We start from the raw sequence: 22,250 nt of genomic DNA, 5'->3' as shown, positions 1-22,250 counted from the left end.
ATGAAGATTTGTATCATTAGTTATGATTTTTGGGATTATGATAAGTATATTGTTGAAACATTATGCAAACGTGGTATTGACGCTCATCATATAAAGATCAGTACTGTTACTCATTCCAACTTCAATGAAAGAGCTGTAAATGCTTTAAGCAAAACTTTTTTAAACAAAAATCTTAAGACTGAAAAAAGACAGAAATATGTACTGGATTCTCTTGAAAAACTAGGGCATCAGGATCAAATATTAGTGATGAATCCTGATACATTTGATCTTTCTACCCTTAAAAAAATCCGCAAGTATACAGACCGTCTGGTTACCTATCTTTATGATAATCTTGAAAGAGTTCCTGTAGAAGATAAACTCTATCTTTTTGACAAGGTATTTTCCTTTGACTATATTGATGTCAAAAAGCACGGATTTGAAAAATTAACGAATTACATTTACCTTCCGCACTGTTCAAAAGAAACTCAAAAGCCTGAAATGGACCTTTTTTATATCACATCTTATGATAACAGAAGGGTTTCACTAATAAAATTACTGGCTAAGAAACTGATTGAGCACGGATTAAAATTCCAGATTATGATCATTGGAAAAAAATCCTGGAAGCATCAGCTGACCAATATTTTCATGACAGTACCTAAGAATCTTTTCCTGATTTTCAGTATTAAAAAGATTCCGCACAATGATCTTCCAAAATATTATAAAAACTCAAAAGTTTTACTGGATCTCATGCGGGAAGGACAATATGGACTCAGCTTCAGAGTTTTTGAAGCCATGTCTCTGGAAAAGAAAATCATTACTGATAATGAAGCCATTAAAACCTATGATTTTTACAATCCCAATAATATTTTGATTTTAAACAAAAATATTAGTAATCTTGACAAATCTTTTTTTGAAAGACCTTACGAAAAAATTCCGGAAGAAATCTACTACAGATACACTTTGGATAGTTGGGTGAATAAAGTTTTTGAACTGGATACTAAAAACTGACAAATGGGAATCTTAAAAAAAATAAAAAAGCACTTCGAAAGAAAAGAAAAACTCAAAAACCTTCAGTCTAAGGATATAGTCAACCTCAACCAGTATGACGCTTCCCAAAAAACAATCCTGTTTGCATCCAGAGATTTCCCGGCCCATGATAAAGAATCCGGAGCCAACAGACTGAAAGAACTTATATTTATTTACAAAGCATTAGGATATAACTGCATATTATTTGCGCCCCATATTTTTGAAGATAATTCTTATGTAAAATTTTACCAGCAGCACAATGTTATCGTCTATATAGAAAACAATAAGTATAAGAATATTTATGACTTCCTGTCTTCTTTTAAAAAGGTAGATTATGTTTGGTTCAATGGCCCTCTGGCTCTGAATCTTTTTTATAAAAAAATGAAATCCGTTTTACCTTCTGCCAAATTTATTTATGACATGGTAGATATTCATTTTTTAAGGTTTAAAAGAGCGATCGAACTGGAGCCAACCCGTATTTCTTTGAAGAAAAATTACAAACACTTTTTCCGTCTGGAAACTGTTGTTGCCCCAAAACTGGATTATATTATTGCCATCTCTGATAAGGAAAAAGAGATTATGAGCCAGTATGCAGATAAAAATAAGATCATTACCATATCTAATATTCATTATCCTAAAATTGATATTTCTGAAAGAAAAAATTTCAGTGAAAGTAAAGGAATTACCTTTATCGGATCTATCCATGAACCGAATATTGATGCAGTAAAGTTTTTATACGAAAAAATAATGCCCATTGTCTGGAAAACCAATCCTGAGCTGGAAGTAAGCATCATCGGAAATGTTGCAGAAAAGCTGGATCTTAAACTATATCCTAAGTTTAAATTTTTAGGCTTTGTGGAAAGCATTGAGGAACATTTTATGAATTCGAAAATTATGGTAGCCCCTTTAAGATTTGGGGCTGGTGTTAAAGGAAAAATCGGACAGGCTTTTGAATACTTTTTCCCAGTGGTTACTACGGATATTGGTGCCGAAGGGATGAAGCTTACCGATAAAAAAAATGTTCTCATTGCCAACGATGAAAATAGTTTTGCAGAAGCAATTATTCAGCTGAATAATAATGAAGAGCTTTGGAATATTTTAAGTAAAAATTCCGTAGACAGTCTGAGAGCATTTTCACCCGAAGAAGTAAAAGAAAAACTTAAAACATTATAAAACATGTCATTAAGCGTAAACTATCACGGTTTTTTTGATGGAAATTTTGGCATTGCAGAGGCCACAAGGCTTAATGCTGCTGCCATGGAAAATGCAGGGATTAAAGTAAACCGCATCAGCTATTCAAGTGATACTCTTGAAAAATCTAAAAGCGACACCCCATCAGATGCCTTAATTAATATTTTTCACATTAACAGTAATGTGACTCACGAGTTTTTCTCAAAAAATCAGGATATCAATCTTGCAGGTCATTACAACATTGTATATTGGGCCTGGGAATTTCCCGAAGTTTCGGATAAAACGGTTGAGTTTCTGAATATTTTTGACGAGTTATGGGTTCCTAGTGACTTTTGTGTCAATATTTTCACAAAATATACGGGAATTCCTGTGATGAGATTTTCTCATCCTATTCAAAAGCTGGCTCCTTCTGATGAATTTAATTTTGAAGAATATAATATTAAGCCTGGCTCAAAGGTATATATTACTATTTTTGATTCCTTAAGTACAACGATCAGAAAAAACCCTGAAGCAACTATTGAAGCGTTTATTAATGTCTTTAAAGATGATCCTGAAAGTGTTTTAATTGTCAAGACCCATAATCTCGAAAGAAGTAAGGATGCACAAAAAGTAGTGGAAAAATATGCAGGAATTTCGAATATTATCATTATTAATGAACATTTCTCGAAAGAAAAGCTGCATTCCCTTATTCAGAAATCTGATGTTCTGATCTCGCTGCATGGCTCCGAAGGATTCGGCCTGACAATGGCTGAAGCGATGTCTTACGGGAAAATTGTTGTGGGAACAGGATACTCCGGAAATCTGGATTTTATGAATGTGAACAACAGCTTCCTTGTTCAGTATAGTTTTATTAAAACTTCCAATACAAAAGGATTAATTGCTGAAGGGCTCACTTTGGCAAAACCTGATTTGCAGGATGCCACCCAAAAGCTTTTGTATATAAAGAATAATTTCGGGTCTTTACACGCTGTTAAAGAAAGTGCAGAGGCTCAGATCAGAGATCATTTTTCTCTTGAATCTATAGGAAATCTGCTTCAAATACGACTGTCTTTTATCGACCAGATGGATAAAAAAGAAAGCAGCACAGAAAATAGTGCAGGAAATGTATTCTATCTTGCTGAAATAGACCGATTGAGTGGCAGAGTGAATTATCTGGAAAAAACACTCTACAATAAAATCAGGAAAAAAGTAAATATCTTTTTAAAGAAAGTAAAAGGTAAAAAATAAAAAGAGCGATGGATTTATCAAAATCCATCGCTCTTTCATTTTATTGTAAATTATTTCTTTTGTTTTCTATTTCTGAAATACATTTTCACTCCATATATCCACTGAATAGGTTTGCTTTTTTTATAAATTCTAAGGTCTTTTCTCAGAAATAAACTATCGGCATATAATTTTATTAATGCTGATCTGCTTTGCTGAATTTTACCTCCAGAAATAAGCTCTTCAGATCTTTCTCTGATCAATTTTCCTACTCCTTCGAGAGAGAAATCATGAGTAATTGTTTTGCGTGCATTCTCAGATTTCACTTTGACATCTTCTCCGCCCTGATATATTTTTTTCAGATATTCAGAAGCTTTTTCCAGTGAAGGTTCAGACCAGATGGTATTAGAATCATAATTAAGGTCGTCTGAACCGTAAGAAACTTTTTCTGCACTTACGAGAAAACTGTTTTCAGAATTCATAAATTCCAGATTTCCGGAATATGCAGTAGCAATAACAGGTTTCCCAAAATACATGGCCTCTGCCATAGTAAGTCCAAAACCTTCAGATCTGTGAAGAGAAATATAGCTGTCACAGTTACTGATCACATAGTTCAGTGCATTTTTATCAAAAATCTTTTCTACTACTTTAATCTTCGCCGAGTCACCGATTGCCTCGTTTATCTGTTGTTTTTCTAAAGAAAACTTATCTGATTTAGAGGTTTTAATGGTTAAAAAAGCATTATTGTCTTTTCCGTCAAATGTTTCTCTGAAAACCTTAATCAGGTTGAGAACATTCTTCCGCTGTATGGAACTGTTATAATCAAAGATGAATAAAAAATTAAAGTAATCTTCGTTATAAAAATTCAAAGCATCAGGATCTTGGGTCTCTTTCAGATGAATATCAATCGGGTGTGGAATTACTTTTACAGGAGATGCTATGTATTTTTCAATACATTTTTTACAATATTCTGAAGGCGTCCAGACCTCATCGAAAAGATTAATATTCAGAAGGTAATCCTCAGGAATAGTCTCTGATTCCCAGGCCATATAAAGAATATTATATTTTCTTTCAAAAAAAGAATAGTCAAAATATTCAAAGAAATTTGAAATTTCCGAAACAGATGGTGAAACCTGAATTAAATTAATGGGATATTCTGCTTTATGGGAAAACTGAGTAAACGTCTGGTCATTATTGTTATGATTGGTTCTCACATCATAGTTGATCAGACTGATAGGCATGCCTGCACTCTGTATGGCTTTACAATTGAGCCTTGTGGCTTCCGCAATACCAAATTCACCATTAATAAATCCAAAAACGTTAATTCCTAAATCTGCCATTTTTATTTTCTAATAATTCAAATAATTAATCTTCCAATGTTTCATAAAAACTATTCTGTTTTTTTTGCTTCTCGAAATTCTTTTTATGAATCAATGACAGTTCATATTTTGCAGGAATTTCCGTAAAGTTTTTATTTCCAAATAAAACTTCATGCACTTTATTTTTCCAGAAGATCTTTTTATTATTCTTTACAATTCTCGCCTGATAATCAGGGAAATTGATATAGCCTTCTTTATTCATATTCCAGCCCATTTGCTGTACATATTCTTCTGTAATTCCCTCTACAGTATTGATTCGGGGAACGTAGAATACCTCAACACTTCTTTCCTTTTTAAGATAGGGTTTCAATGTTTTGATAAAATGTTCAGTAGGATATTCATCTGCATCAATCTGGAACAGATACTGGCCGTTTGCCTTTTCAATTAATCTGTTTTTGAAGGTTGCAAAATCCCCATCCAGTCTTGCCTCAAGTTTTACAATATTATTATAATGAGCAAGCAGCTCCGTCACTTCTTTATTTTTATTGGTAATATCCTGGAGAACAATGATCTCATCATTCTGACCGATCAAAGGGATAAGAATATCTAATAATTTTTTAAGTTCCTGAGCTTCATCATTGACGGTGATTCCGTAAGAAACAGATATAAATTTACTGGAAAAGCGTGAAAGTAAGCTCATAATTTAATTGTAGATTATAGGATAGTTGCCGGAAAAATGGGTAAAGTAATTTTCGGCAATGATTTGTTTTACGTAATTTTTATACTTCCTTGTAGGATAAAAACAGCTTCCTGTTTTTTTATAATAATATTTCCTGAAAAATTCCGGAAGTTTTTTTTCATCAGATTCTACTTCCTTCCCTTTCTCTGTTCCCTTTATTTTATATAAAACCTGAACATTGAATGCAGGTGGTAGAGCTTCAAACCAATTATTAATCTGTGAAAAATACGCAAATGGTGTTTCTTCAAAGCTGTTCAGCTCCCCCTGGTTATGGCCTGAAAAATAGTATTCTTTAAAGATATCTGCTACTTTCTTCGGTCTGAAAATAAATACTCCTCCATTGATACTTCCCTGCAATAAGGGATTGGGTTCAAAATGTCGGTCAATAAAATACATTTCACTGGTCTCTTCCAGTATTCTTGGAATATGTCCCCAGGTTTTGTTGAATTCCTCAGTTCCTCTCGGATCCAGAATTGCCCCGAAATATTTGTCTTCCGGAAGATAATCAAAAACAGAGGGTGCACTATCTGAAATAATAATATCAAGGTCCATAAAAAGAACCATATCATAATCTCTTGTTTCTGCAGGAATCAGAAGTTTTTGAGCCAGAAGCGGACGATGAAACTGATCATCCATAGGTTTATCAATAATCTTTAAATCTGCCCCACATTTTTTAGCATAGTTTTCAAACCGTGCTCTATTTTTATTGTACATTTTCCAGTACTTATCTCCTACAATAAAAAGACATATTGCTTTTCTCATTGATCAACTCAATTTATAATCTACAAAAATACATTTTTAATAATAAGCCTGCCCGAAATATTCTTTCAGTGTTTCTCCTATCAACGGAAATATTTCCCAGATCCTCATTTTTACTCATGGGTATATAAAAAACCGCCTCACATCTGAGACGGCTTTGCTGTAAAAATATCAATATTTATTAGTAATAAGCATAGAAAGGAATACCCTCTGCAACATACTTATTAGGCGTTCCCGGATAGGTACTGTAGTAATGATCTCTTTCACTTCCGCTATAGAACTGATAAATAGGTCTCTGTGTACTATCCATCGTGGCATAGAACGCAATTCCTTCGTATACATAATTCCAAGGTGTACCCTGATAAGTAGAATAGTAATGATCCTTGTCATTTGCACTATAAAACTGATATACAGGGACTGTATTCGGTGCTTTATAGCTATATGCTTTAAACTGCTCTCCCTCCGCCTGATAGGTATTAGGAGTTCCAGACCATGTAGAAAGAAGATGATCTCTTTCTGAACCACTATAGAATCCATAAATCGGCACCGGGATATAATCCAACATTACTTTATTATCAATCAGGTACTGAATTACGTATGATTTAAGTTCTGCTTTTTTAACAGGGTCTTTTACAAGATCAAAAATAAATACCAATCCATTATTTCCAAAATCTACTAATACTGAATTATTTGGTGTAGAACTGTTTTGCCAGTTTGCGATATTGATCTTCGGAGTGTTTTGGTCAAGATTCAGCTCTCCAATAAGACCTTTGGAAGGATCTCCCCCTCTTGTTCTGTATGATAGTTTTTTAGAAAAGTTCATGGATGATTCTGAAGTATTGACATCATTCTGAACTTCAACATCAAAAATTTTAGACATTCCTAATTTTATTCCCACTCTTGCAGCACGGTCACGGCTTTCATTTCTTGTTTCTGACTGGAATATGATATCCATTTTTGCGCCCGTATAGATGTCAACCATTACGTGAGTTCCGTAGTCCTGTACAATTTGTTGTGATGATTTTGTTTGTAAATCCTGGGCAAACTCCGGGGTAATATAATCCGCTAACATATCTGTTGTGGCATTAAATCTTAATCTTTTCTGCTTGATTAAAAGATTGTAGCTGCCATAGATATATTTTGCATCAAATTTATGATTGGTGGTAATTGCAGAATTAAATCCTACTGAAAGCGTTTTTTTGAATAAAGGAATTCCTGCAGTAACATCTACTTTGTTAGATACCATTTTGGAATAAGTTTCCGCATTCTCTCCATATTCTTCAACGTACTCCTGAGTGTTGGTATTTTCAGAAACCAGCCTCGCCGTCTGCTCAGCTTTGAAACGATCAATATCAACAACTTTAAATCCTGCAGAATTGGCATTCGCATATTCGCCTGCAGCATTGTAGCCGTGTCCAAGCACATCATAAATTCCGTCTCCTGCAAATTTGGCTGCTGATAATCGGTTGTTTTTAGCAGAACTACCAGGAGTTCCTTCGCTATTCAGTTCTTCTGTAGAACATGAACTCATACAAAGCATCAGTAAACTACTGAAGCAAAATAACATTTGTTTTTTCATGGGTTATTTAAAAGTTTTTGCAAAGATAATATTCAACAGTGAGTGAAAAAAATAGTTTTACAATGACATATATCATTATAAAGTGAATTTAATAAACATTTAAAAGTCCATTAATAAATAACCCAATCATCACAGATCAGAGAATTAAATATTCATAAACAAATATCCATACCAACTTTTCAACATTTAGATCTACTGTATTTAATTTAAAATAAAAAGCGAAGCCAGAATACCTGACTTCACTTCAATGTATAACCAAATTGATTTATATAAATCCAAAAATTAATTAGCTGGAATATAGAAAGCGATACCTTCTCTGGTATTCCAATAGCTCACAGGCCCTAAATTAGGAGATACTGAAAGATAATGATCTGATCCGTTTTTAGCTTTATAGCTGTATACAGGAATTCTTCCGGCTCCAGGATCTTTATAAGCATAGAACGCTACCCCCATATAAATATTCCAATAAGAAGATGGTTGTAACGTGCTTGCCTGCGTAAAGTAATGATCTGCTCCTGAAGTACTTTTATAGCAGTAAATAGGAACTGTGTTTGGTGCTTTATACTGAAACACTTTAAATGTAGGCCCTTCATTTGTCCAGTAAGAAGATGGCTGAAGGTTTGTATTAAAGGTAAAGTAGTGATTACTGTCTGGTTGGTTTTGGTAACCATATAACATTGTTGTATTATACTCCAGTGAAATCTGGTTATCAATTAAATACTGATCTACGTAAGCCTTAAGCTGTGCTTTTTTTGCAGCATCTTTTACAAGGTTGTAGATAAGAACAAGGCCATTGTTTCCAAATTCTACCAACACTGAATTGTTAGGGGTAGAACTATTTTGCCAGTTTGCAATATTAACTTTTGAAGTAGTCTGATCAAGATTCACTTCTCCTACCAAACCTTTTGAAGGATCTCCTCCTCTTGTTCTGTAGGATAATTTTCTAGAGTAATTCATTGATGATTCTGATGTATTGACCTCATTCTGTACATCAACATCAAAAATTTTAAGCATTCCGATTTTTACCCCAATTCTTGCAGCACGGTCACGGCTTTCGTTAGTGGTTTCAGACTGGAACATAATATCCATTTTAGCTCCTGTATAAATATCAACCATTACGTGAGTTCCGTAGTCCTGTACAATCTGCTGTGGAGTTTTTGTCTGCAAGTCCTGTGCAAATTCCGGAGTTACATAATCTGCCAGCATATCTGTTGTAGCATTGAATCTTAATCTTTTCTGCTTGATTAAAAGGTTGTAGCTACCATAAATATATTTTGCATCAAATTTATGATTGGTCGTAACTGCTGAATTAAAACCTACTGATAATGTTTTTTTGAATAAAGGAATTCCTGCAGTAGCATCTACTTTGGTAGAAACCATTTTAGAATATGTTTCCGCATTCTCTCCATATTCTTCAATATACTGTTGGGTATTGGCATTTTCAGAGACCAACCTTGCTTCCTGCTCAGTCTTGAAACGATCGATATCAATCACTTTAAATCCTGCAGAATTAGCATTGGCATATTCCCCTGCTGCATCAAACCCATGCCCTAAGACATCGTAGATGCCATCTCCTGCAAATTTTGCTGCTGACAAACGACTAGCCTTTGCCTGACCATCAGGACTCACTTCATTATTCAGGTCTTCCGAAGAGCATGACCCCATGAAAAGCATCAGCGCTGTACTGAAGCAAAATACAATTTGTTTTTTCATAGTATTGTTTTAAAATTCTCAACAAATATAAACTTCAATACTATGTGAAATATAAAACAACAACTGACATATATCATTTATTAGTGAAATTAACAGTCAATTAAAACGCTTTTAACAAAAGCCTACATGATCACTAATTAGTGATTTAATAAAGAAAATAAATTACACGAACAAACTTAGCCAGACCACAAACAGAATACTGAAATCAATTTAATAATTCCCCTTTATGAACCCAATTTCCACAACAAGAATATTCACAGATTATAATTCTCTGATTAAAAATATTATTTGAAAATATAATACGAGGGAGTTGAAAGCGGTATTTGAAGAATATTTAAAGAAATAAATAAAAAAGTTAGACTCAAAAAACCAATACCAGGTCATAAATCATCTCTTAAACGCATAATTTTAAGTAAATTTGCAAAAATTAAAATTGAAATGGAGAAAGTAAGAGTACGTTTTGCTCCAAGTCCTACAGGGCCATTACATTTGGGAGGCGTAAGAACCGCATTATATGATTATCTTTTTGCTAAAAATCAAGCTGGAGAATTTGTATTGAGAATTGAAGATACAGATACTGCCAGATATGTAGAGGGTGCTGAAGAATATATTGAGGAAGCATTGGAATGGTGCGGAATTATCCCTGATGAGAGTCCTAAAAAAGGAGGAAAATTTGCTCCTTACAGACAGTCTGAAAGAAGAGATATCTACGACCGATATACTGAACAGATTCTAAAGACCGATTATGCTTATATTGCTTTTGATACGGCAGAAGAACTGGATGTAATTCGTGCAGAGTACGAAGCAAAAGGTGATGTTTTTTCATATGACAATAAAACCAGAAACCGTTTAAAAAACAGTCTTGCCCTTTCTGAAGAGGAAGTTCAAAAATTATTGGATGAAAAGACTCCTTATGTGGTAAGATTTAAAATGCCTGTTGACAGAGTCTTGAATCTTGAAGACATCATCCGTGGAAAGTTTTCAGTTAATACCAATACTTTAGATGATAAAGTACTGGTAAAGAATGACGGAATGCCAACCTATCATTTTGCTAATATTATTGATGACCATGAAATGGAAATCTCTCACGTAATTCGCGGAGAAGAATGGCTGCCTTCCCTAGGACTTCACACATTACTGTATGAAGCAATGCAATGGGAAGCACCACAGTTTGCCCACCTTTCTTTAATCTTAAAACCTGAAGGAAAAGGAAAACTGAGCAAAAGAGACGGAGATAAATTCGGTTTCCCGGTATTCCCGCTTGACTTCAAGGATCCAGCTACAGGAGTAGTTTCCAAAGGATATAGAGAAAACGGCTATCTTCCTGATGCTTTTATCAATATGGTTGCATTATTAGGATGGTCTCCTGCTGATGATAAAGAAATTCTTCCATTGGAAGAGATGATTAAAGAATTTGATCTTCATAAAGTACATAAGGCAGGCGCAAGATTCAGTAAAGAGAAGTCTGAGTGGTTCAACCATCAGTATATCCAGATGAAATCTGACCAGGAGCTACTTCATATCCTTAAAAATACAGATCTTGATCTTTCAGGTGCTTCTGATGAAAAACTTTTAAAGGTAATTCACCTTATGAAAGAAAGAGCAACTTTCCCGAAAGACATCTATGAAAACGGAAAATTTTTCTTCGAAGCTCCGGTTTCCTATGACGAAAAAGCTTCAAAAAAAGCCTGGAATGAAGAAACATCTGCAATTTTAGCAGAACTGGCAGCTGCATTTGAATCTACAGACTTTGTTGCTGAAACATTGAAACAAGCAATGCATGATTTCGCTGAAAGCAAAGGATTAGGTATGGGTAAGGTGATGATGCCGTTACGATTATCTTTAGTAGGAGAATTGAAAGGTCCGGATGTACCAGACATTCTGGAAACCCTTGGCAAAGAGGAAAGTACCTCCAGAATAAACAATGCTATAAATAATTTTAAATAGAATAACCATAATTTTTCATACATTTGAAAGATTTAATTTACTTCAAGAAATGGAATATTTAAGTTTCGAACTTCCTATCAAAGAATTGATGGACCAATACCAGACGTGTTCTTTAGTAGGAGAAGAAAGTGGTGTTGATGTAAAATTAGCATGCAGCCAGATTGAGGATAAGATTTTAGAAAAGAAAAAAGAAATCTATGGAAATCTTACACCTTGGCAAAGAGTACAACTGTCCCGTCACCCAGATCGTCCATACACATTGGACTACATCAACGGAATGGCAGACAAAGGTAGTTTCTTAGAACTTCATGGAGACAGAAATTTCGCTGATGATCCGGCAATGATTGGAGGATTGATTACCCTTGATGGTCAAAAAGTAATGATCATTGGTACTCAAAAAGGAAGAACGACAAAAGAAAGACAGCATAGAAGATTTGGAATGCCAAATCCGGAAGGATACAGAAAAGCTTTAAGACTAATGAAGCTTGCTGAAAAATTCAATATCCCTGTGGTAACTTTAGTAGATACACCGGGAGCTTATCCGGGTCTGGAAGCTGAAGAAAGAGGACAAGGAGAGGCAATTGCAAGAAATATTTTTGAAATGGTTCAGCTGAAAACCCCAATCTTCACTTACATTATCGGAGAAGGTGCCAGTGGTGGAGCATTAGGAATAGGTGTTGGAAATAAAGTATATATGTTGGAAAACACATGGTATACAGTAATTGCACCTGAAAGTTGCTCTTCTATCTTATGGAGAAACTGGGATCATAAAGAAGATGCAGCCAATGCATTAAATCTTACTCCGGCAGATGCCTTAAGAGAAAAGTTCATCGACGGAATCATTGAGGAACCCCTTGGTGGAGCTCAATATGACCAGGAAACCACCTATTTGAATTTGAAAAATTCAATTTTACAAAATATCAAAGCTTTCTCCAAATTTACAGGACAAGAGCTTGAAACCCAGAGACAGGATAAATTCATTGCGATGGGTCAGTTTAAAGGATAAAAAATAAAAAGGTTAAGAATTTCTTCTTAACCTTTTTTCTTTAGTTTTCTTCTATTGTATTCTATTCTGCAACATTCAGTGCAATTTCAATATCCTGGGTAATCTTTTTCAAAGAAGAATATTTTGCATCACACACGGATGTTGTCATTACGTACTCCCCTTTATCAACCAGAATAAAGTTCTCCCCTTTTGCCGGAACCGTCAAATTATAATATTTTTTGCCACTTATTTTTACGATAAGATTACATGCTGATCTGTTTTTAATATTAACATATGCTTCACTCTTGTTGATATCATTATTAAACAGATGGGTAAGCATGGCGGCTCTTCTTTTACCTTCCTCACTTGGTTCAGATTTAGACGCTGTGGATGTACCTGCACTTTTTGCCGCAGAACCTACCGAGGCAAAGGTGGTTCTTCTTTCTTCTTTTAACGCTTCAATAGCAGCCGCTGTATTATTAGAAACAGGCTTACCATTAGCAGTATAAGCTTTATTTGTGGCAACCGTTTTACCACTGTTCAGTTCATTATTTTTTACAATATTTTCAATTTTTTCTTTACTGATAGGTTTAATGGTAGGTTTTGCTTCTGGTGAATTATCTGCCATAATAATATCAATAAGTTTTCTTTTGAAATAGTCCGTTTTAGCATGTCCAGGATTCTGTTTCAAAAATCCGGCAATCACTCTGGCTTCTTTTGAAATCTCAGCTTCTTGTTCTGTATAGATAATTACGGTTTCTTTTTCAACAACAGCTTTAGATTTTGTTTTTTTCTTTTTTTGGGAAAAACCAAGTGAGAAAATGCATATAAATAGGAGAAAGAAGATTTTTTTCATTAATCAAATCTTTAAAATAGTATTAAATATATTAATAACGTGAAAAGTCATTTTTTAGTTTATCATTAAAATCATTATCTTTGCACTGCTCTAAATTTAAGCTAAAAATTAATACTAATCTTAAATAAAAAAATAATAGATATTATGTCTTATACACCAGCTGCTGCAGACGTAGCAAAATTGAGAAACCAAACAGGTGCAGGTATGATGGACTGCAAGAAAGCTCTAGTTGAAGCTGAAGGAGACTTCGAAAAAGCGGTAGATATCCTTAGAAAAAAAGGACAAAAAGTTGCTGCTAACAGAGCTGACAGAGAATCTGCTGAAGGTGCAGTAATCGCAAGAGTAAATGAAGACAACACTTTAGGTGTAGTAATCTCTCTAAACTGCGAAACTGACTTCGTTGCTAAAAATGAAGCTTTCATCGAGCTAGCTTACGAATTAGCTGAGATGGCAATCTTCGCTGCTACTAAAGAGGAGCTTTTAGCTACTGACTTCCACGGAATGACTGTTGCTGAGAAATTAGTAGAGCAAACAGGAGTTATCGGTGAGAAAATCGAAATCGGATCTTTCGAAAGAATCCAGGGAGATTTCTTAGGAGCTTACATCCACGCTGGAAACAAAATCGCTGCAATCTCTTCTCTTTCTGCTAAAGTAGATGGAGCTGATGAAGCTGCTAAAGCTGTTTCTATGCAGGTTGCTGCTATGAACCCAATCGCTTTGGACGAAACAAGAGTTTCTCAGGAGACTATTGATAAAGAATTAGAGATCGAAAGACACAAACTTACTGAAGAAGGTAAGCCTGCAAACATTATCGATAATATCCTTAAAGGTAAAATGCAGAGATTCTACAAAGACAACACTTTGGTACACCAGGACTTCATTAAAGACGGAAGTATCTCAGTTGCTGATTACGTAAAATCTGTAAATGCAGACCTAAAAGTAACAGGATTTGTAAGAGTAAGCCTATAAGCTAACTTTTTCAAAAAATATAGAATCCCGGTGAATTTCACCGGGATTTTTTATTAACATAAACCCGTAACCATCAACACTATTCACCAATAAGAGATAAAATAAGTGAAAACATTAACAATTCAAGCGGGCAAAATTTTCATGGCAAATATTGGCAAATAACTATACTGGCCGAGCTCAACATTAATTACCAGTTTCATACCCAGAATCACTTTTAATTAAAAATTGAAAACACTTTTTTAACATTTATTTAAATTTTATTAAAAGTATTTCATTTTTTATTTTATTTTTGTAGAAATCCTAATTCCATACACATGAAAAGATTTCTACTCAGTCTGGTATTAATTTTTTTGACAATTAATACACTCTTTGCACAAAGGGATACAGAGCATTGGATTGCTCCTTACTATGATAGTTATGGCGGTAACAGTTATACCAACATGATCTATCTGTCTACTGATTCAGACACCCCATTTGATGTAACCATTTACAATAACAATGCTGTAATAACTACGGTTACCATTAGTAAAGGTAATCCGCAAACCTATAAGGTTACCAATAGCCTTATTAGTGGAACGACCACTACAGAAGCATTCACTGTTGGTAATAAAGGACTGTATTTAAAAGCAGTAAAACCTTTTTACTGTAGTTTAAGACTTGCCCAAAGTGTTCACGGGGAAGTAATTACCAGTAAAGGAAAAGCTGGAATCGGAAAAACATTCTTCGTAGCAACTGCTCCCAATACCAATACCACCAGTATTCAGAACTTTACCGCAGGTATTATGGCAACTGAGGACAATACTACTGTAACAGCATCATGGAACCCTACTTCCGGAGTTGTTTTCATTAATGGTACTCCTACAGGTAATTCCCAGACCTTTACATTACAAAAAGGACAATCTGTAATTCTTGCCGGAGCAGGCACAGAATCTGCAAATAAAACAGGATTTATCGGTGCAAAAATAGTTTCTGATAAACCCGTAACCCTTACCAACGGAAGCTGTAATGGCAACTTCTCTACTTCTCCATCAGGAAGTGACCCGGTTCTGGATCAATCAGTACCGGTTGAAAGACTTGGAAATACATTTGCTATCGTTAAAACAAGATCTACAATTCCTAGCCAGAACATGGAAGGAGGTCTTATTATTGCTACAGAAGATAATACTGATGTTTATCTAAATGGTGTCGGAACTTCTGTTGCAACACTTGCTGCCGGAGAATGGTATAGAATTAATGAAACCAGTTATGTAGCACAAGGTACTAACGGGCATTCTAACATGTTTATTTCAACAACTAAAAACGTATACCTTTATCAGTTTGTAGGGGTAGGGAATAGTGAGGCAACTAATGGATTCAACTATATACCGCCATTGAACTGTTTCCTTCCAAGAAAGATTGATGAAATCGGAAAGATTAATGAAATGCCAATCGGTTCAGGTGGAGCCAGTGCAGTTCAGGATATCATCGTAAAATTAAATATCTTAACAGAGACCGGGGCTACTGTAATGGTAAATGATAACCCTGTCGCACCTACAGACGGTCCCTATCCATTGGCAGGAAATGCTAACTGGGTAACCTATGGAATCACCGGAGTTGTTGGAAACATTAAAATAACCTCTACAAAAGCTGTAACAGCTGGTATCAACGGAGGATTTAGTTCTGCCGGATATGGAGGTTACTTTGCCGGATTCTCATCAATTCCGGTAATTGCAAAAAAAACAGGTGAGTGTGTTCCGGGAATTATTCTTGAAGTAGATGACGGATATGAAACATACCAATGGTACCGTGACGGAGTTGCTATTCCTGGTGCTACAAGTTATACTTACACTCCTACACAATCAGGAAATTATACGGTAAGAGTAACCATGGGAACATGTCCTCCAGTGACTACTCCAATCTATAAAGTACAAAACTGTTTAAAAGAAACGACTCAAGCTCTTAATGCTTGTTCTACTAAAATAATTACACCTACTTTTACTTCTTCCACTCAAACAGTGGTTCCAAGTACAGTAGTAATTTTAACGCCTCCTACAAAAGGAACTGCTGTAGTGAATCCAAACGGAACAATCACTTATACACCAAATCCCGGATATTTAGGACCAGACAAAATCGTTTATAAATTCTGTGGAAATTCAGTTGAATTTACAGATTGTGAGCAGGTGACCTTAAACCTTACTGTAGTACCATTCATCGTAACGGATGCTTCTATTAAGGCTTGTTGGTATGATGTGGATCCTTACGCTTACTTTGACCTTACAAAAGCTAAGGTTACAGACTATAATGCTGTTACAAAAAAATATTACCGTACACTGAATGATCTTACTGCAGGAATCAATGAAATCACACAACCAGAAAACTTCCCTTCCACCGGAGGATTTGTATATGTGAAAGTAACGACTGCTGAAGGATGTACAGCAAATGCTAAAATTGAATTAATTGTACTTCCAATCAAAAAGTCACCTATCCTTGTAGATCAGTACATCTGTATGGATGCAAAAACTAACCTGGACGCTGGCCCTGGATATGATTCCTACCTATGGAGCACAGGAGCTACCACTTCAGGTATCAGAGATGTAGGTGTTGGAGAATATACAGTAGTTGTTGGTAAGAATGGATGTTTCCTTACACAGACTGTTAAAGTTAAAAAAGTTGAAGATCCGGTAATCCAAACCATTGAAATCAATAATAATACAGCAACAGTAATTGTAAGCGGTGGTAAAGCACCTTATAAATATGCTGTAGACGGAACTGCAAACTGGCAGGATTCAAGTACTTTTACAGGTTTAACAAGAGGGCAACACACTTTCTACGTAAAAGATGCCTATAACTGTACTCCTATTGCAGTAGAGGTTACTATTCCTAATCTATTAAATGCCATCACCCCTAATGGAGATAATGTAAATGATTATATCGATTACAGTGAACTGGCATATAAAGAAAACCTAAGCTTTGTAGTGTATGACAGATATGGAAATATGGTATTCACCGGAAACAGATTCAACAGCTACAGATGGGACGGAAAACACTTTGATAAAAAACTTGGAACAGGAACATACTGGTATCATATCAGCTGGAATGAGTCCAACAAAGAAAAGACTCCAATAAAATATACAGGTTGGATTCTTGTTAAAAACAGAGAGTAATAATTAGTTTAAAACTATATTTAATAAGCCACGATCAAATGATCGTGGCTTATTTTTTTTAGCTCTCTGATTAAATTTATTCATTATATTATGTTAAATACAGAAAAAAAATAATACAAACTTAATTTTTTTTTAACCATGATTTTGAAATCACAATTTTTTATTATGTTTTCAACCATACAATACTTTTTATCACTAAATTTGTGATAAAGACCACCGCTGAATGAAAAAAAATTTATGTTTTTTGTTTATGTTTTGTATTTTCACCTTTGCTTTTGCCCAGTTGGATCGAGAGCATTGGTTTGCTCCAATGATAGATAGAACAGGCGCTCCCAATCCTTATCAGAAACTTTATTTATCTACTAACAGAACAACTCCTTTTCCTGTAAGCATTTACAATAATAATGTTCTGATTGGAACAGTAAATATCAGTAAAAACAACCCTCAGAAATTTGATGTCTTAAGGACTTATATTATTACCAAACTGCAGGCGGATTTATTTACCCCTACAACAAAAGGATTATACCTTAAGGCTGAATTCCCTTTTTACGCCAATTTAAGATTCTCAGTGTTCAACCATGGAGAAATTATTACTTCCAAAGGAATTTCTTCCACAGGACTGAAGTTTTACGCAGCTGTCACTCCTATTACAGTGAGCAATTCTATTCTGAATTTCATGACCAGTGTACTGGCAACTGAAGATAATACCAGTGTTACTATTTCCGGGTACAGTCCTAACGTTCAGTTTTCAAATGGAACCACTGGGGCAACCAATCCTACAATGACTTTCACTTTAAATAAAGGGCAATCCTACATTATTGATGGAATTGGAAACATAACAGCAAACTTTGATGGTTTTATTGGGGCTAAAATTACTTCAACCAAACCCATCAATATCACCAATGGAAATTTTAATGGTCAATATGCAGGAAATCATCCAGCTGGTTCAGATATTTTAATGGATCAGGCAGTACCTGTCAACAGGCTTGGAAATGAATTTGCCCTTGTAAAAGGTAACGGTTCTATTGGCTCCCATATGGAAGGGGCTATTGTAATTGCTACTGAAGATAATACTCAAATTTTTGTAAACGATGAAATTCCACCTATTGCAACACTCAATGCAGGAAAATATTTTGTCATTCCTGACTCAAAATATATTCTTCAAGGCAACGGACATTATAACTTATATCTCAAAACATCAAAAAATGCTTATGTCTACCAAACTTTAGCAGGAGTTTCAAATCCAGGAAATGAAACGGCCACCGGTGGATTTAATTATATTCCTGCTTTGAACTGTTACCTGCCAAAGCAAATTAATGAACTTGGACTTATTGATGAAAATTTTGTTCATTCCATTGGTAATCCCGGAGGAGTGCTTAATATACCTACAAAACTTAACATCATTACAGAACGTGGCGCTATTATTACAGTAAATGGAGCTAATCCTCCTGCAATAACCGGCCCTTACAATATGACAGGTACAACGAATTGGGTTACCTATGGTATTCCCAATGTAACAGGTACGATTACTATAGCTTCAAATAGAGCCATTATGGCTGGTATCACTGCCGGCAGTGATGCTGTAGGATATGGGGGCTTTTTTGCAGGCTTTCCTACACAACCTGTTATTTTACAATCCGGAGGCGGCTGTATTCCAGGAATGAGTCTTACTGTAGATCCTTTTATTTATGATACCTATCAATGGTATAGAAACGGGGTTATTGTTCCGGGAGCCACCACTTCATCAATCACCCCTACATTATCAGGATATTACACATGCTCTGTAACAATGGGAAGCTGTGCACCTTTGGTTACTGAACAATTTAAAGTTCTGAACTGTACAAAACTTACCAATACATCATATAACGTATGTAATGTTAAAACCATAATTCCTGCATTCAGCAGTTCATCACAAACTCCTAGCCCAAGTACTGTAGCTGTTACCACAGCACCTTCATTGGGTACAGCTGTTGTAAACCCTGCAACCGGTATTATTACTTATACTGTAAATACTCTGGGTACAACGGGAACAGATACATTCACTTATACATTCTGCGGAGACGATCCTGACTTCCCGGATTGTGAAACAGTCACTGTTACCCTGAATATTCAGGCTCTAACGGTAATGAATGCAACATTATCTGCGTGTGATATCAATGGACAGGGAACCTTCAACCTGACGACAGCAAATGTTACCAGCAACTCTCCTGTTACCATTACTTATTATCCTACCCTATTGGATGCTCAGAATGAAAATGCAGCAGCATTGATTACTAACCCAACTGCCTATACTGCAACTAACGGAACAATCATATATGCGGTTGTTAATGACCATATTGGCTGTAAAAATATTGCACAAATAACGTTATCACTTTTTAACAAAGCTATTGTACTGGACAACTACAATGGTGTTTTCTGTGATGATAATCTGGATGGAACGGTTACCGTCCTACTCTCCAATATCACCCCTATTGTACTTAATAATCCAAATTATTTTACGAGTGTAAGATATTACGCAAACCTAGACGATGCTAACGCCGGAAATAACAATAATCTCCCTAACAACTGGAGCTATACAGGAACCACAACAATTTACATCAGAGTAGATTCTCCGGATGGCTGCCCTTCTGTAATCAAACCTTTACAATTCAGTATCGGAGCCAAAATAACATTAATTACAAAAACAGTTACAGAAACTACTTGTGACGATGACCTGGATGGAATAAAAAGTGTCAACTTGGCCCAGTTTATTCCTCAGTTTACATTAGATCCAAATGTTACTTTTACTTTTCATGCAACTTTAGCAGATGCTCAGAACAATGTAAATATCGTTGCCTCACCTGTTAACATTACAGGTTCACAGACTTATTATATCCGTTTTGAAAAAAATGGAGTTTGTCCGGAAGTAGGTACTCTTAAAATCAATATTAAAGTTCCTAAAAAATCGGACCTATTAAAAGATAAAACTATCTGTCCGAAAACCACTACCACACTGAATGCAGGACCCGGTTTTGAAAAATACTTGTGGAGTACAGGAGCTACAACACCTTCCATCACAAATATTGGCCCAGGAAGCTATTGGGTGGAACTAACCTTCAATGGTTGTGTTTACAAACAATATGTAAACGTAACAGAATTGCCTCTTCCTATCATTACGTCTATTGAAATTGATGGAACAACAGTAAAAATTGGGGCAAGCGGCGGTACACCTCCTTATGAATATTCTTTGGATGGTGTGGTATGGCAGAGTTCCAATATTTTCTACAATGTACCTAGAGGTGCACACAATATATTTGTAAGAGACTCTAAAATGTGTGAAGATGTTAAAAAGCCATTTGCTATTATTAATCTGATCAACACCATTACTCCAAATGGAGACGGTCATAATGAAGTGATAGATTATTCTGCTTTAATGAAAAATGAGAATCTTATATTCAGGATCTTTGACAGATATGGTGCAGAAGTCTTCAGGGGTACTCCTGAAAACAGATACACCTGGGATGGAAGAGTCGGTGGAAGATATGTTCCTACAGCTAATTATTGGTACTTCATCACGTGGACCGAATATGGTTCCAGCCTCGTGGTAAAATATACAAGCTGGCTGCTGGTAAAACATAGATAACAACAGAAAACCGGAAGAAAGAACCCTACTCTTTCTTCCGGTTTTTTATTTAAATTTTCGATTTTTTAAATGAATGGCAAGTTTCTAACACTCCTTAACAATTAAATCCCAAAGTTTAATATAACTTTAACCACTATTCTTCATCTAATTACACAGAATTGCTTTATTTCTATGTAATTTTGCGCATTATATGAAGAAACTGTTTACTCTGCTGCTATTGGTTTTTCTGGCAAAAATTAATGCACAAATATATTCCGGAGAGGTATTTCTGAGAGACAACTCAATTTTATATCTCAATCAGGTTTATGTCACTAACCTGAATACACAGAAAACCGTTCTTACGGACTACAATGGTAATTTTAATATTCCTGCCAATGTCGGGGATGTGATCCGTTTTACCTCTATCGTTACAGAAAGAAAAGATATTAAGCTGACTCCTCAATCCATGGAACAAAAAAATCTGGTTGAGCTGAAAATAGCATATTACGAAATCCAGGAAATTGTTCTTAGCAGATTTAAGCCTACCGGAAACCTTCGGTATGACGTGAACTCTCTAAGAAAGGAAGATAAAGCACATGCTCTTAAAAAAGTAATTGGTCTTCCTGAGCCAAAGGGTGACGGAACACCTCCGGAGCTTCCTGTTGCCGGACTGCGGGATGGAGGACTTACCTTTAGCCTTGAAAGTATCTATGATATTCTCTCCGGAGAACGAAAGAAAAAACAACGTTATCAGGCGTACGAAAGGATGAACAGTTCTGTAGCTCAGATTAAAAATTATCTGGGTAAAGATTATTTTACAAAATTTAAGATCCCTGAAAATTTAATTGATAACTTCCTTCAGTTTGTTTATACTTCAGAAAACATCCAGGCTTATGTATTGGCGGGCAACTTTGAAGCGGTAAAAATTCCTATTGAAAAATATCTTCCTATTTATCAGAAAAGACTTAGAAGCTCGCATCTTCAGGAAGTTGTAAGCAGTAATTAGAAATTTCGAAAAGAAATAACTTAAAATATTGAATAACTCGTGTACTTTACACGGGTTATTTTTTTGCTAAATGACCGAAAAATACCTGCTATAGTTTACCACAACATCTGCAATACGAATTATTCAACTTTTACAACATATTCTTCTTCAATATTCAAAAATATGTTTAATTTTATCTCACAAACAAGTGTTTAAAATAAAAACACGAGATATTCGTTATCAAATAAAAACTAAG

The 22,250-nt window shown here is 35.2% G+C and carries 15 protein-coding genes; 9 read left to right on the top strand and 6 right to left on the bottom strand.

The features are described from left to right. From JOE44_RS19440 to JOE44_RS19430, 3 genes are read left to right on the top strand one after another with little or no spacing between them, the layout of a single operon-like run. Complete coding sequence (locus tag JOE44_RS19440; RefSeq protein ID WP_209786859.1) at nucleotides 1-987, top strand: hypothetical protein; 987 nt, start codon at nucleotides 1-3, stop codon at nucleotides 985-987. 3 nt (nucleotides 988-990) lie between these two features. Then, on the top strand, nucleotides 991-2,178 hold the full coding sequence (locus tag JOE44_RS19435; RefSeq protein ID WP_209786858.1) for a glycosyltransferase: 1,188 nt from the start codon (nucleotides 991-993) through the stop codon (nucleotides 2,176-2,178). 3 nt (nucleotides 2,179-2,181) lie between these two features. Further along, complete coding sequence (locus JOE44_RS19430; RefSeq protein ID WP_209786857.1) at nucleotides 2,182-3,423, top strand: glycosyltransferase; 1,242 nt, start codon at nucleotides 2,182-2,184, stop codon at nucleotides 3,421-3,423. A gap of 50 nt (nucleotides 3,424-3,473) precedes the next feature. Here JOE44_RS19430 and JOE44_RS19425 read toward each other — a convergent pair whose 3' ends face one another. The 5 genes from JOE44_RS19425 to JOE44_RS19405 form a co-directional block, all read right to left on the bottom strand. Beyond that, on the bottom strand, nucleotides 3,474-4,739 hold the full coding sequence (locus JOE44_RS19425; RefSeq protein ID WP_209786856.1) for a glycosyltransferase: 1,266 nt from the start codon (nucleotides 4,737-4,739) through the stop codon (nucleotides 3,474-3,476). 25 nt (nucleotides 4,740-4,764) lie between these two features. Then, on the bottom strand, nucleotides 4,765-5,418 hold the full coding sequence (locus JOE44_RS19420) for a glycosyltransferase (protein ID WP_209786855.1): 654 nt from the start codon (nucleotides 5,416-5,418) through the stop codon (nucleotides 4,765-4,767). 3 nt (nucleotides 5,419-5,421) lie between these two features. Continuing rightward, nucleotides 5,422-6,219: a hypothetical protein gene (locus JOE44_RS19415; protein ID WP_209786854.1), complete on the bottom strand. Its 798-nt coding sequence runs from the start codon at nucleotides 6,217-6,219 to the stop codon at nucleotides 5,422-5,424. A gap of 178 nt (nucleotides 6,220-6,397) precedes the next feature. Next, complete coding sequence (locus tag JOE44_RS19410) at nucleotides 6,398-7,795, bottom strand: MAC/perforin domain-containing protein (protein ID WP_209786853.1); 1,398 nt, start codon at nucleotides 7,793-7,795, stop codon at nucleotides 6,398-6,400. A 282-nt stretch (nucleotides 7,796-8,077) separates the two neighbouring features. Next, nucleotides 8,078-9,508 (bottom strand): MAC/perforin domain-containing protein, encoded by a 1,431-nt coding sequence (locus JOE44_RS19405; protein WP_209786852.1) that lies wholly within the window; start codon nucleotides 9,506-9,508, stop codon nucleotides 8,078-8,080. 438 nt (nucleotides 9,509-9,946) lie between these two features. Here JOE44_RS19405 and gltX point away from each other — a divergent pair, with 438 nt between their 5' ends. Next, nucleotides 9,947-11,455 (top strand): glutamate--tRNA ligase, encoded by a 1,509-nt coding sequence (gene gltX / locus JOE44_RS19400; RefSeq protein WP_209786851.1) that lies wholly within the window; start codon nucleotides 9,947-9,949, stop codon nucleotides 11,453-11,455. Between the two features lie 49 nt (nucleotides 11,456-11,504). After that, nucleotides 11,505-12,461, top strand: a complete 957-nt coding sequence (locus tag JOE44_RS19395; protein ID WP_105681726.1) for an acetyl-CoA carboxylase carboxyltransferase subunit alpha — start codon at nucleotides 11,505-11,507, stop codon at nucleotides 12,459-12,461. Between the two features lie 61 nt (nucleotides 12,462-12,522). Here JOE44_RS19395 and JOE44_RS19390 read toward each other — a convergent pair whose 3' ends face one another. Next, nucleotides 12,523-13,296: a DUF6759 domain-containing protein gene (locus JOE44_RS19390; protein WP_209786850.1), complete on the bottom strand. Its 774-nt coding sequence runs from the start codon at nucleotides 13,294-13,296 to the stop codon at nucleotides 12,523-12,525. Nucleotides 13,297-13,440: 144 nt separating this feature from the next. Between JOE44_RS19390 and tsf the strand changes: the two genes are divergently transcribed. From tsf to JOE44_RS19370, 4 genes are all read left to right on the top strand, one after another. Next, complete coding sequence (tsf, locus tag JOE44_RS19385; RefSeq protein ID WP_047385945.1) at nucleotides 13,441-14,265, top strand: translation elongation factor Ts; 825 nt, start codon at nucleotides 13,441-13,443, stop codon at nucleotides 14,263-14,265. Between the two features lie 314 nt (nucleotides 14,266-14,579). Then, complete coding sequence (locus JOE44_RS19380; RefSeq protein WP_209786849.1) at nucleotides 14,580-17,408, top strand: gliding motility-associated C-terminal domain-containing protein; 2,829 nt, start codon at nucleotides 14,580-14,582, stop codon at nucleotides 17,406-17,408. A gap of 250 nt (nucleotides 17,409-17,658) precedes the next feature. Further along, on the top strand, nucleotides 17,659-21,030 hold the full coding sequence (locus tag JOE44_RS19375) for a T9SS type B sorting domain-containing protein (protein ID WP_245169820.1): 3,372 nt from the start codon (nucleotides 17,659-17,661) through the stop codon (nucleotides 21,028-21,030). Nucleotides 21,031-21,220: 190 nt separating this feature from the next. Next, nucleotides 21,221-22,015, top strand: a complete 795-nt coding sequence (locus JOE44_RS19370) for a hypothetical protein (RefSeq protein ID WP_209786847.1) — start codon at nucleotides 21,221-21,223, stop codon at nucleotides 22,013-22,015. The last annotated feature ends 235 nt before the right edge of the window (nucleotides 22,016-22,250 follow it).

The sequence above is a fragment of the Chryseobacterium sp. PvR013 genome (assembly GCF_017833095.1).
GTDB classification, from domain to species: Bacteria; Bacteroidota; Bacteroidia; order Flavobacteriales; family Weeksellaceae; genus Chryseobacterium; species Chryseobacterium culicis_A.
Note: the sequence above shows the minus strand (reverse complement) of the source record. Positions and strands in the feature narration are given on the sequence as shown.

What these genes read in the sequence shown, in the direction of transcription:
- JOE44_RS19430 (WP_209786857.1), top strand. Translation starts at nt 2,182, where the DNA reads ATGTCATTAAGCGTAAACTATCACGGTTTTTTTGATGGAAATTTTGGC.
- JOE44_RS19435 (WP_209786858.1), top strand. Translation starts at nt 991, where the DNA reads ATGGGAATCTTAAAAAAAATAAAAAAGCACTTCGAAAGAAAAGAAAAA.
- JOE44_RS19370 (WP_209786847.1), top strand. Translation starts at nt 21,221, where the DNA reads ATGAAGAAACTGTTTACTCTGCTGCTATTGGTTTTTCTGGCAAAAATT.
- JOE44_RS19440 (WP_209786859.1), top strand. Translation starts at nt 1, where the DNA reads ATGAAGATTTGTATCATTAGTTATGATTTTTGGGATTATGATAAGTAT.
- JOE44_RS19395 (WP_105681726.1), top strand. Translation starts at nt 11,505, where the DNA reads ATGGAATATTTAAGTTTCGAACTTCCTATCAAAGAATTGATGGACCAA.
- tsf (WP_047385945.1), top strand. Translation starts at nt 13,441, where the DNA reads ATGTCTTATACACCAGCTGCTGCAGACGTAGCAAAATTGAGAAACCAA.
- JOE44_RS19415 (WP_209786854.1), bottom strand. Translation starts at nt 6,219, where the DNA reads ATGAGAAAAGCAATATGTCTTTTTATTGTAGGAGATAAGTACTGGAAA.
- JOE44_RS19410 (WP_209786853.1), bottom strand. Translation starts at nt 7,795, where the DNA reads ATGAAAAAACAAATGTTATTTTGCTTCAGTAGTTTACTGATGCTTTGT.
- JOE44_RS19375 (WP_245169820.1), top strand. Translation starts at nt 17,659, where the DNA reads ATGTTTTGTATTTTCACCTTTGCTTTTGCCCAGTTGGATCGAGAGCAT.
- JOE44_RS19425 (WP_209786856.1), bottom strand. Translation starts at nt 4,739, where the DNA reads ATGGCAGATTTAGGAATTAACGTTTTTGGATTTATTAATGGTGAATTT.
- JOE44_RS19420 (WP_209786855.1), bottom strand. Translation starts at nt 5,418, where the DNA reads ATGAGCTTACTTTCACGCTTTTCCAGTAAATTTATATCTGTTTCTTAC.
- JOE44_RS19405 (WP_209786852.1), bottom strand. Translation starts at nt 9,508, where the DNA reads ATGAAAAAACAAATTGTATTTTGCTTCAGTACAGCGCTGATGCTTTTC.
- JOE44_RS19390 (WP_209786850.1), bottom strand. Translation starts at nt 13,296, where the DNA reads ATGAAAAAAATCTTCTTTCTCCTATTTATATGCATTTTCTCACTTGGT.
- JOE44_RS19380 (WP_209786849.1), top strand. Translation starts at nt 14,580, where the DNA reads ATGAAAAGATTTCTACTCAGTCTGGTATTAATTTTTTTGACAATTAAT.
- gltX (WP_209786851.1), top strand. Translation starts at nt 9,947, where the DNA reads ATGGAGAAAGTAAGAGTACGTTTTGCTCCAAGTCCTACAGGGCCATTA.